The 10,517-nt window shown below is 69.8% G+C and carries 12 protein-coding genes and 2 pseudogenes; 2 read left to right on the top strand and 12 right to left on the bottom strand.

Annotated features, from left to right (window positions below; all coding sequences use genetic code 11):
* Positions 1 to 200 precede the first annotated feature (200 nt).
* Genes RB628_RS37705 through RB628_RS37695 form a run of 3 tightly spaced genes read right to left on the bottom strand, consistent with a single transcriptional unit; the run spans position 201 to position 2,609 of the window.
* Positions 201 to 1,376 carry an MAB_1171c family putative transporter gene (locus RB628_RS37705; protein WP_318325155.1) on the bottom strand — a complete coding sequence of 392 codons (1,176 nt, stop codon included), beginning with the start codon at positions 1,374 to 1,376 and terminating at the stop codon, positions 201 to 203.
* Positions 1,377 to 1,389: 13 nt separating this feature from the next.
* The gene (locus RB628_RS37700; protein WP_318325156.1) at positions 1,390 to 1,920 is read right to left on the bottom strand and encodes a toxin-antitoxin system, toxin component; all 531 of its coding nucleotides are present in this window, start codon (positions 1,918 to 1,920) and stop codon (positions 1,390 to 1,392) included.
* 32 nt (positions 1,921 to 1,952) lie between these two features.
* The gene (locus tag RB628_RS37695; protein ID WP_318325154.1) at positions 1,953 to 2,609 is read right to left on the bottom strand and encodes a helix-turn-helix transcriptional regulator; all 657 of its coding nucleotides are present in this window, start codon (positions 2,607 to 2,609) and stop codon (positions 1,953 to 1,955) included.
* 240 nt (positions 2,610 to 2,849) lie between these two features.
* Here RB628_RS37695 and RB628_RS37690 point away from each other — a divergent pair, with 240 nt between their 5' ends.
* Positions 2,850 to 3,521, top strand: a complete 672-nt coding sequence (locus RB628_RS37690) for a hypothetical protein (protein ID WP_318325153.1) — start codon at positions 2,850 to 2,852, stop codon at positions 3,519 to 3,521.
* A 71-nt stretch (positions 3,522 to 3,592) separates the two neighbouring features.
* Here RB628_RS37690 and RB628_RS37685 read toward each other — a convergent pair whose 3' ends face one another.
* The 4 genes and pseudogenes from RB628_RS37685 to RB628_RS37670 form a co-directional block, all read right to left on the bottom strand.
* Positions 3,593 to 4,441, bottom strand: a complete 849-nt coding sequence (locus tag RB628_RS37685) for an ABC transporter ATP-binding protein (protein ID WP_318325152.1) — start codon at positions 4,439 to 4,441, stop codon at positions 3,593 to 3,595.
* Positions 4,442 to 4,467: 26 nt separating this feature from the next.
* Positions 4,468 to 4,710: pseudogene (locus RB628_RS37680) on the bottom strand (ABC transporter permease); the annotation flags it as partial.
* Positions 4,704 to 4,898 (bottom strand): annotated as a pseudogene (locus RB628_RS37675) (ABC transporter permease); the annotation flags it as partial. The pseudogenes RB628_RS37680 and RB628_RS37675, both read right to left, overlap by 7 nt.
* The gene (locus RB628_RS37670; protein ID WP_318325150.1) at positions 4,895 to 5,866 is read right to left on the bottom strand and encodes an ABC transporter substrate-binding protein; all 972 of its coding nucleotides are present in this window, start codon (positions 5,864 to 5,866) and stop codon (positions 4,895 to 4,897) included. The pseudogene RB628_RS37675 and the gene RB628_RS37670, both read right to left, overlap by 4 nt.
* Before the next feature lie 220 nt (positions 5,867 to 6,086).
* Between RB628_RS37670 and RB628_RS37665 the strand changes: the two genes are divergently transcribed.
* Complete coding sequence (locus RB628_RS37665) at positions 6,087 to 6,905, top strand: IclR family transcriptional regulator C-terminal domain-containing protein (RefSeq protein WP_318325149.1); 819 nt, start codon at positions 6,087 to 6,089, stop codon at positions 6,903 to 6,905.
* Here the strand turns inward: RB628_RS37665 and RB628_RS37660 are convergent.
* The 5 genes from RB628_RS37660 to RB628_RS37640 form a co-directional block, all read right to left on the bottom strand.
* Positions 6,856 to 7,791: a PDR/VanB family oxidoreductase gene (locus RB628_RS37660; protein ID WP_318325148.1), complete on the bottom strand. Its 936-nt coding sequence runs from the start codon at positions 7,789 to 7,791 to the stop codon at positions 6,856 to 6,858. The genes RB628_RS37665 and RB628_RS37660 overlap by 50 nt on opposite strands.
* Entirely contained in the window at positions 7,788 to 7,988 is a 201-nt protein-coding gene (locus tag RB628_RS37655; protein WP_318325147.1) for a hypothetical protein, read from the bottom strand. The genes RB628_RS37660 and RB628_RS37655 overlap by 4 nt, the downstream gene beginning before the upstream one ends.
* Positions 7,985 to 9,046, bottom strand: coding sequence for an aromatic ring-hydroxylating dioxygenase subunit alpha (locus tag RB628_RS37650; RefSeq protein ID WP_318325146.1), 1,062 nt, complete (start codon positions 9,044 to 9,046; stop codon positions 7,985 to 7,987). Before RB628_RS37650 ends, RB628_RS37655 begins: the two co-directional genes overlap by 4 nt.
* A gap of 311 nt (positions 9,047 to 9,357) precedes the next feature.
* Entirely contained in the window at positions 9,358 to 9,735 is a 378-nt protein-coding gene (locus RB628_RS37645; RefSeq protein ID WP_318325145.1) for an STAS domain-containing protein, read from the bottom strand.
* Positions 9,736 to 9,967: 232 nt separating this feature from the next.
* Positions 9,968 to 10,517, bottom strand: a 550-nt coding sequence (locus RB628_RS37640) for a hypothetical protein (protein WP_318325144.1), incomplete at its 5' end; no start/stop codon positions are given.

Raw genomic sequence — 10,517 nt, 5'->3', positions numbered from 1 at the left:
GCCCTCGTACTGGACGTACCTGGGCTTCCGGCCGGTGCGGCGAGTGGGGGCACCTCCCACGCCTTCAAGGCCGTGGGGGAGCGTGCCGGGCGTCGCGACGGGGCGAACGCCGCCTGGCGCGGCACTGGCAGTGGTCCGGTAGCGGGTCGTTGTGCTGGTCGCGCTCATGCGGGAACCGCGGATCGACACAGCCCGCGCCCCTAGAAGCCCCTTCCCTCCCGTATCTCCGCCACCACCGGTGATCTGCGCAGGGCGAGGGACATACCCACCAGGTCACGCGGGCCCTCGGCTGCCGACGGGGGGCCGGCGCTCTCGGCCGCCGTGCTGATGACCCTGCCCTCCGGGTCCGCAGCCCGGGCCCGCAGGGCCGCCGTCACCATGGCCGCGTCCGCCTCGGCCCGGGCGGCGTCGGGGGAGGAGCCCGCGGTGCGGGCCGCGTCGTAGGCCCGGGTGCGGACGTCCGGGTCGAAGTACGGGTACAGGCTGAGCATGCCGTCGTGGATGTCGGACTCCCGTTGTGTGACCTGGAGTTCGGCCGGTGACCACCAGGCGATCCGGACCGTGCGGTCGCCGTGGTCCGACAGCGGGGCGAGCTCCCGCCACAGCGGGCTGAGGCGGCGGTACGTCGACCAGGTGCTCCACACGTCCTCGACCCGCTGGAAGGCCAGCGGGATGCAGAAGCCGGCCGCGGTGACGATCTCCGCGGCGGCGGCCATCGCGGGGGCGACGTACGTGCTCAGATGGTCGAGGTTCCCGCCGTTCCAGCGGGCCGCGACCGCCGTCAGCTTGGCGGCCGCGAAGGCGATGTTGCAGAAGAATCCGGCCACGATGACGAGCAGCCCGACCCGCAGCCAGCCGTGTACCTGGAGCGCCCACGGCCAGCACATCATGTTCATCGCGATGTTCGCGACCGTCAGCGCGACGAGGTACAGCACGATCATCTCGCGGATGAACGGCGTGTTGGCGTAGTGCGTGTCGAAGTCGCGCAGGCGCTGCTCCGGCGCGTCCCCGAGGACGAACAGGGCGGCCGTCGCCACGATCACCACCGCGTAGCCGGCGATCCAGCGGCGCGAGGCGCGACGGGTGGCCTCGGGCGGACCGCCGCGCCAGTTGATGATCAGCACCAGGCAGGACGCGCTGAAGGCGCTCAGCAGGCAGTACACGAGCGGCGCCGAGATGTTCGGCACCGAGGTGACGCGGTTGACCCAGGCGATGGTCGGCGGGGCCGCGAAGAGGAACACCAGCACGGAGAGCAGGAGCAGGGCGTACACCGACCGCTGCAGCGGGTCGCGCCAGGCGCGCAGCACCGTCCGGCCCTTGAGGAGGAGGACGATCACCATCGCGGCGGACGGCACGTAGTAGCTGGAGTCGTTCACGCCGGGCGCCGTCTCAGCTCTGCGGCCCGCGATAGCCGAGGGAGGCCTCGATCCGGCCTGCGAGCTGGTCGCGCTGTGCGGGCCTGCGCAGCGCCGAACCGGCAAGCCACGTACGGCACTTGCTGGCCAACAGCAGGCCGAAGCTCTCCGCCTCCTGCTCGTCCGCGAGGTCGGACCGGGTGCGGGCGGCGACCTTGCGGACCGTGGCCTGGAGGTCCGCGGTGTCGCTGAGCAGCCGGGCGGCGACCGCGGCGCCCTCGACATGATGGCCGCAGTGCCCGGCCTGCATATGCCACAGTTCATGGCCCAGGATCACCAACTGGTGGTCGGGCGCGGTGCGTTCCTCGACCACGATGAGGTCCTGCTCGGCCATGTCGAGCCACAGCCCGCTGGCCGTGCCGGGCGGGAAGGGGGCCGCGCGGAACACCACGGGTCGGCCGCGGCGCCTGCTCATCGCATCGCACAGCGCGGCATAGAGGTCGGCTGGTTCCGCCGGTGCCGGGAGCCTCAGCTCGGTCACCAGCTCGCCGCACAGGCGGCGCATTTCCTTTCCGATGTTCACAGTCATCCCTCGGATCACGACTCCGGCCGCTTGACACTCTCCAGAAGCATGTCCAGCCATTCGGCGACCTTGTCGCGGTGCTGGTCGGAGGGCAGTTGCGCGGCCCGCCAGGCGATTCCGCGGACGCCATGGTCCTGCAGCAGCCGCTCCAGTGGGTCGCCTGCGGCTGCCGCCGCCTTGCGCTCACGGTCGGCGAGCTGCTGGAGAAGCTCTTGTTCGGAGCGCTGGAGGGCGCCCGCGAGCGCCTCGGGATCCTCCGCGGTGAGGAACCCGGCGTGCACTCTGAAGAAGCGCTGGATGGCGTCGCAGTGCTCCATGGTGGGGCGCCGGTCGCCGTTGATGAGGGCGCCCGCCTGCTGGCGCGACATACCGGCGCCGTCGGCGATCTCCTGCTGCGTGTACTTGCGGCCGTTCGGCTTGAGCCGGGTGCGGCGCAGCAGACCGAGCCGTTGCAGGAAACGGGCCTGGAGATCGGGTTCGCCGGCGCTCTGTCCGCTCAGCAGGGCCTTGACGACGCTCTCCGGGACGCCCGACGCGGCGGAGAGCCGCCCGGTGTGGAAGACCTCGGCGTGCGCCACGCCGAGCCGGTCCGCGAGAGCTGTGACACGGGCCACGACGGCGGACAGCAGAACCGTCGCCGTGGCGCCCGGAACCTCGTAGCCATCCGTCACCGACAGGTCTCCTACGTCTTCTGCGTTCTCGTGTACGTCTTCGGCGTCTTCGTCAGTCGCCGTGAACTGCCCGGAGAGAGTAGCGGGTTGTTCGAACTCACATCCAGCTCTCGCCACATCTGTGGCCAGATTCAGCCGTCAACAGGCATGAAATGCCACGATAGTTGACACGACTCGTGCCGGGGCACCAGGATCAGGGCGCCGCGAGAAGGCCGCATAGGCAAGAGGGGTGACCTCCCGATGGCATTTCAGGCAGGTGGGCAGCGGCCGGCGCAGCGGCCCGTCCCCGAGAGTCCCGAGGCCCAGGCGTATCTGCGGGACTACGCCACGCTCCTGGAGGCCGTGACCTTTCCGTCCGTCGTCCTCGACCAGCGGTGGGACGTGGTCCTCTCCAACACCGCGTTCGAGACACTTTTCCGCGCCGTCGGCCCGCATCCCACGGCCATGCCGGGCGACAACTTCCTCCGCTTCGTCCTCTTCCACCCGGACGCCGGTACGGTTCTCGGCGAGCACGAGTCGAGCTGGTGCCTGCCGATGCTCGCGCACTTCGCCGCCGCCGTGGAACGGGACGCCCAGGACCGCGGCCTGCAGTCCATCCGCCGGGACATCGCGCAGGACCCGATCATGGAGGCCGCCTACCGGCAGGGCCTGCCGCACTGGATCCGGGCGGTCGGCGCGGAGGCCGTCCAGCACGACGGGGCCGTGCGCCCGCTGCTGCACCCCGACCCGCGCTGGGGCAACACCGAGTGCCGCGTCGTGGGCGAGACCCCCAGGAGCCTTGAGAACATGGGCTATACGAGGCTGACGCTGGTGCTCCGCGAGACGCGGCGCCCGGCGGACGCCCCGCGCGGACCGCGCATCCCGCGGCGCTCGGCGAGCCACCTGAGCGTGGTGCCGGCCCCGGAGGCGTGAGACGGGACCTGGCCCCGGAACCGTCGGCGTTCAGGTCGCCGACGGCGCCGGGGCCACCGCCCACCCCGGGTTCAGGACCTGCCCTGCGCCCTGTCCTCGGACCTGTCCGATTTCTCGATCCTGTCCGACGGGCCGAGTGCCGGTGTTCCGCGCTTGGCCGCCTGGATCTGCTCGTACACACGCGTGCGCAGTTCGGCGAAGCGCGGGTCCACCCGGGTGTGCAACTGGTCGCGCTCGTCCGGGAGATCGATCTCCAGCTGCTCCCTGACGACGGTCGGGGACGCGGACAGGACGATCACCCGCTCACCCAGATACACGGCCTCGTCGATGTCGTGCGTGACGAACAGGATCGTGATCCCGCGCTCCCGCCACAGCCCCCGTACGAGATCCTCCAGATCGGCGCGCGTCTGTGCGTCGACCGCCGCGAACGGCTCGTCCATCAGCAGCACGTCCGGCTCGTACGCGAGCGCGCGGGCGATCGCGACCCGCTGCTGCATCCCACCGGACAGCTGCCACGGATACGCTCCGGTGGCGTCCTCGAGTCCGACGGAGCGCAGCGCGTCCGCGACCAGTTCGCGGCGCCTGGACTTGGTCAAGTCCTTCTTTCTGAGCGGTAGTTCCACGTTGTCGGTGACCCGCATCCAGGGGAACAGGCTGCGGCCGTACTCCTGGAAGACGACCGCCATCCCGGGCGGCGGACCGCTCACCGGACGCCCCGCGAGCGTCACTTGGCCCGCCGTCGGCGTCAGCAGCCCGCCCATGCACTTCAGCAGCGTCGTCTTGCCGCACCCCGACGGCCCGACCAGACACACGAGTTCACCCGCCTCGACGGTGAAGGTGAGGTCCCGCACCGCCTCGACCCGGCGCCCGGCGCCCTCGTAGACCTTGTTCAGGCCGGATACATCGAGAAGCGCGTCCATGGACCGCCCTTTCACGTTCTCTGAGTTCATTGCGACCGCCGGGCCGAGGCGCGCAGACCGTGGTACCGGCCGAGCGCGCGCCGCTCGACCAGCCGGAAGATGGCGGAGAGGACGAAGCCGAGCAGACCCAGGACGAGGATGCCGGTCCACATGTCCAATACCGCGAAGCCGCGTTGGAACTGCATGATGGCGAAACCGAGCCTGTTGCCGGCGGCGAACATCTCGCTGATGACCATCAGGATGATGGCGATGGACAGTGCCTGGCGCAGCCGGTGAGCGTGTCGCCGAGCGCCGTCCAGCACGTGTCCTCGGACAGCTTGTCGCCGAGGGCGCCGGCGATCCGGGCGACGGGCGGGAAGTAAGCCTCCTTGACGAGACCGAGCCGCGGCACCGCCTCGCCCAGGGCGAGGAGCACCGCGAGCCCGGTGGCGCCGAGCAAGGCCTTCGTCCCCCTCACGGCAGCAGCGTGTCCAGGTCGGGGGTCTGCTTGAAGAGCCCGTCGGTTTCGCCCAGCTTCGCCAGTGCCTCGATCGAGGCACGGTTCGCCTCGGCCGGCCACTTCGGCAGGGTCACCTTCGCCAGCACGTCCGCCGGGATCTTGGTGTACGTCGTGACGATCTCGCGGGCCTCGCCCGGGTGGGCGTCGGCGTAGGCGAGGGACTCGGCGGTGGCCGCCTGGAACTTCCTCACCAACTCCGGGTTCTGCTGGGCGTACTGGGTCGAGGTGAAGTACATCGCGACGGTGCAGTTTGGTGCGACGTCCACCAGTGGCCAGGCTATCTCGACGCCGCCCTGGCTCTTGACGGTCGCGAGGGCCGGCTCGACGACCTGGGCCGCGTCGATCTGCCCGCCGTCGAGGGCGGCGGGCATCTGGTCGAAGGCCAGCTCGACGAAGTCCACCTTGTCGGGGTCGCCGCCCGCCTTGCGTACGGCCTCGCGCACCGAGGTCTCGTTGATGTTCTTCAGGGTGTTGACGGCGACCTTCTTGCCCTCAAGGTCCTTCGCCGACTTGATCGGGCTGTCCTTCTTCACGGTGAGGGCGCTGAAGTCCTCGCCTTCCACACCGGTCGACGCGATGCCGTTGGCGACGGCCTTGACGGGCACGTTGTTCGACTGGGCGATCATCAGGGACGTGACGTTGCTGAAGCCGAACTGGAACTGGCCGCTGACGACACCCGGCACGATCGCCGCGCCGCCCTGCGCGAGGGTCAGGGACAGCTTGAGCCCGCGCTCGCTGAAGAAGCCCTTCTGCTGACCGAGGTAGAGAGGCGCGACATCGACGATGGGGATGATGCCGACCTTGAGGGTGGTGGTGCCGCCGGACGGCGTGGTGCCGTCCGAAGAACCGGAACCGTCCGACGAACCGCAGGCCGTCGCGGTGACCAGGAGCGTGGCGGCCGTGAGGCCGGTGAACAGACGACGCAAGGGTCCTCCTGTGGGACCGATCCAGGTGCTCCGACAGGTTGTGCCAGGCTGTGCCAGGTGGTGGGGGACTGTGCGCAGACAGCACAGACGTGCTCAGCGGGAACGTATGGCCCCATGCGAGCAGGGTCAATGCCTTTGCCGTTCCTGGTCGTTGACAGTGCGAGACGCGCACTCATAGCGTGCGCACAGCGCACGCTCGTACGTCCCCCTGGAGGCTGCGATGTCGGCTGCCGCCCGCGCCCCGCACTTCGTCCGCTCCTTCGAACGCGGCCTGGCCGTCATCCGCGCCTTCGACACCGAACACCCGGCGCTGACGCTCAGCGAGGTCGCCCGAGCCTGCGAACTGACCCGCGCCGCCGCCCGCCGCTTCCTGCTCACCCTCGCCGACCTCGGATACGTCCACAACGACGGCCGGCTCTTCCGGCTCACCCCACGCGTGCTGGAACTCGGCTACGCGTACCTCGCCGCCTTCACGCTGCCGCAGATCGCGGAACCGCATCTGGAGCAACTCGTCGCGCAGGTAAGGGAGTCGTCCTCACTGTGCGTCCTGGACGGCGACGACATCGTGTACGTGTCCCGGGTCCCCACCCGCCGCATCATGACCGCTGCCATCACCGTCGGCACCCGCTTCCCGGCCCATGTCACGTCGGTGGGCCGGGTGATCCTCGCGCATCTGTCCGAGGAGGAGCTCGACGCCCGCCTCGCCCGCGCCGACCTGAGCCCGCTGACCGACCGCACGATCACCTCGACGGCCGTACTGCGCACGGAACTTCAGCGGGTACGGCGGCAGGGGTACGCCGTCGTAGACCAGGAACTGGAGGAGGGGCTGCGCTCGGTCGCCGCCCCGGTGCGGGACCGGGACGGAGAGGTGGTGGCCGGCGTGAACATCCCCGTGCACGCCGGCCGCAACTCCGTGGAGTCGGTACGCCGGGACCTGCTGCCCCATCTGCTGGCCACGGTCGCCCGGATCGAGGCCGACCTGGCGATGGCTACAGGTCGAGGACGAGCCGCGGACCACGGCACCGGGACACACAGATGAGCATCGTCTCGCCGGCCTCCCGCTCCTCGTCCGAGAGCACCGAGTCCCGGTGGTCGGGGGCGCCTTCGAGAACGTCCGTCTCACAGGTGCCGCAGGTGCCCTCGGTGCACGAGTAGAGCACCTCGACCCCGGCGCCGCGCACGGTGTCCAGCACGGACACGTCCACGGGCACGGTCAGCGTACGGCCGCTGCGCCGCAGAACGACTTCGAACTCACTGTCCACACCGCCCTGTCGGGCCTTGGGCGCGAACCGCTCGATGTGCAGCGCACCGGCCGGGCAGACCGACTCCACCGCGTCGAGGAGGGCCCCGGGACCGCAGCAGTAGACAAGGGTGCCTTCCGCCAGTTGCCCGATCTCCGAGTCGAGGTCCAGAAGCCCGGTCTCGTCCTGCGGGGCGAACGTGACCTTGTCCCCGTACCGTCCCAACTCCTCGGTGAACGCCATGGAGTTGCGGGTGCGCCCGCCGTACAGCAGCGTCCACTCGGCGCCGGCGGCCTCGGCGGCGGCGAGCATCGGCAGGATCGGCGTGATGCCGATCCCGCCTGCGACGAAGCGGTAGCGGGGCGCCGGCTTGAGGGCGAAGTGGTTCCGGGGCCCCCGTACCCGAACCTTGTCGCCGAGCCCCAACTGCCCGTGCACATACGCTGATCCACCGCGTCCGTCCGGCTCACGCAGCACCGCGATCCGCCACGCCGACCGGTCGGCGGGATCGCCGCACAACGAGTACTGCCGCTCCAGTCCGGGCCCGAGCACGACGTCGACATGGGCGCCCGGCTCCCAGCCCGGCAGCTCCTCACCCAGCGGATGCCGAAGGGTGAGCGCGAGGACGCCGTCGGCGGCCGGCTCGCGCCGCTCGACGACGAGTTCGGTTTCGTACACGCTCATGAGCTGTTTCCTTGCGGCTGGTCTGCCCGCGGCTGCTGTGCCTGCGGTTCGTGTCCTTGCGGATGGGAGAGCATCCACTCCCACATCTCGATCGGGTCCTGCGAGCTGTGTTCGCGGCCGCAGTGACAGGTGCCGTGCAGGATGTCCGTGCCCGGCAGCCAGTCGATGCGGTAGATCTCGCCCGTGGGGCTGCTCACAGGACCTTCTCCACGGGCTTGTCGCCCTCCTCGACCAGTCGGGCGAGGATACGTCGGGCGGCGAGACCGCCGGTGTCGATGTTGATGCTCAGCTCCTGGTACCCGGACCGTTCCGAACCCAGCGTCCGCTGCAGCAGGTTGAGCGCGTCGACGTCCTGCATGACCACGGTGTGGTTGTTGGCGCGCAGGAACTCCGTGACCTCGTCGTCCGTGGCCCAGTCGCGCGAGACCATCCAGAAGTCGTACACCTTGCCGTCGGCCGACGGCGTGATGGCGTACGTGATCTCGGTGTGGAAACCGTTCGGGTCACTGCCGTCGGCCTCGGGCAGGACACCCACCGGCGCGATCCGGCTGTGCAGCAGATACAGGCACGGCGCGTGGTACTCGATGTCCTGCCAGCGCGTGATCCGCCCGGCGATGCCGGTCGACCTGGCGTAGAACGGCGGGCACTCGGCGTCGTCCATGCGCCGGCTCACCCGCACGATGCCCGCGCCCTCGTCGACCTCCGTGGTGATCGGCGTCTCGGCGACCTCCGGGGTGCCGATGTACCCGCCGTGCAGATATGTCTCGTGGGAGAGGTCGAGCAGGTTGTCGACGAGCAGTCCGTAGTCGGAGTCGATCGGTTCCATGCCCTTGACGGTGACCCAGCCGGGGGAGTCGAGGTGCTTGGCCCGCGGAATGGTGTCGGCGTCGGCGAGGGCCGGGTCTCCGATCCACACCCAGATCAGGGTGTCCTGCTCGACCACCGGGTACGAGGCGACACGGGCGGTGCGCGGCACGCGTTTCTGCCCGGGCACGTACACGCAGGTACCCGTCGTGTCGTAGGTGAAGCCGTGGTATCCACACACGATCCGGTCGCCGTCGAGTCCGCTCTCGGAGAGCGGGTAACGGCGGTGCACACAGCGGTCGTGCAGGGCAACGGGCGTCCCCTCGTCCTCGGTGCGGTAGAAGACGATCGGCTCACCGAGGATCGTCCGGCCGAGCAGGTCACGCCCCACCTCGTGGCTGTAGGCGGCGACGTACCACTGGTTCCTGGCGAAGGCGGTGGTGTGCGGCATGGGGCGGCTCCCGTCTCTGGTGGTGGTGGCATCGTCCGGGAGGGCTTCACCGGGCCGCAAGACCACTTCCGCCTCACGGAAGGGCTGGGGTGAATGGCCAGTTCAGAGCGGTTATGCGTGCGTTGCCAGGGCGGAGGAGGGCCCCTTGAACTGACGGGCCGCCGCAGCTGCACAAGCCTCCGATGCCTCAGCTGAGGCTGCCCAGGTTTTCCGCGCAGCGTCATCACGGTGACCCGGACGGTGCACCGCGCGGCCTGCAGAGCACAGGGGAACTCTGAGTTCGCCGGCGGGAGGGCGGGAGGGCGGGAGGGTCAGGCGTCCAGAGCCTGCTCGACGGTGCTGTGGAAGGAGAGGACGGTGTCCAGTCCGACGAGTTGGAGGACGCGCATCACCGGTTCCTGTGCCGCGGCCAGACGCAGCCATCCCTGGGCGGCGTCGGCGCGCTGGTGAACCTGGAGGAGGGCGTTGATGCCGCTGGAGTCCAGGAACGTCACGCCGCTGAGGTCCGCCACGATCCGATGCCCTCCTCCTCCGCCGTCGGTGGCGTCCAGGGGCAGCAGTGCCTCGCTCAAAGCGTCCTTGACGTGGTGATCGATTTCGCCGTGCAGGGTCACCACGCGGATGCCGTCGGTGGTGGAGTACTTGATGCGCAGCGGGTCTGACGGGCCCGTTCCCTGGTTGTCGGTCACCGATTCCTCAGTTGCGCTTGGGCTGCCTCGGGGCAGCGTTCGTGAGGACGATTGTGCCGTACCGCCGGGCCGGGCGCTCCTGGTTGGCTGTGCCGGAGAACACCGCCCGTGAGGCCTGGGGCGTGGTGGGTACACGTACCCGTGGGCGGTCGAGGTGGACCTGCCGTTCGGCCTTCGTCTTCTTCGGCGGGCCGGCTCCCCACGCCTTGGCAAGCCCCCGCCCGTCCCTGCACTACCCGACCTGGGCCCTCCGCCACCCCACCTCCTCGGCAGCCATCGGTGCCCGGACGCTGTACACGTCGCCGACCCGCAGATTGTCCGGGGTGCTGTACTCGTCGTAGGTGCCTATGACGGAGACGGCCACACGGGAATCGGGCTGCCAGAAAGTACGGAAAGCCGGGGCGAACGTCGGGATCTCCGGGATCTCCAACAGGGGGACGCCGCGCCGTGCCAGCAGACGTTGCAGCTTTTCGAACCGAAGCCGGGGAGTGAATCGTCCGTACCGGGCACGAAGCACGTCGTGGACGTCGGTGCGGTCCCGGTACGCGAGCCGGCGCACCTGCAGGGTGAAGTGGTGGCCCGACCAGGGGTGGTCGGCGGAAGCGCGGTCCCAGAAGAACTCGACGAAGCCGTAGCCACGGCACATGCTGTGGTCACCGAAGGTGCCCTCGGCGAAGTCCGGTCCCAGGACCTCGGCGACGTGCTCGGGAGAATCCGCGGGGCCCAGGCCGAGCACGGTGCCGGTGGTGACGACGTCCACGTAGAACGCCAGGGAATGCGGA

It is taken from the genome of Streptomyces sp. ADMS (genome assembly GCF_033441795.1).
Classification (GTDB): domain Bacteria; phylum Actinomycetota; class Actinomycetes; order Streptomycetales; family Streptomycetaceae; genus Streptomyces.
This window is presented reverse-complemented; position numbering and strand designations above follow the sequence as displayed.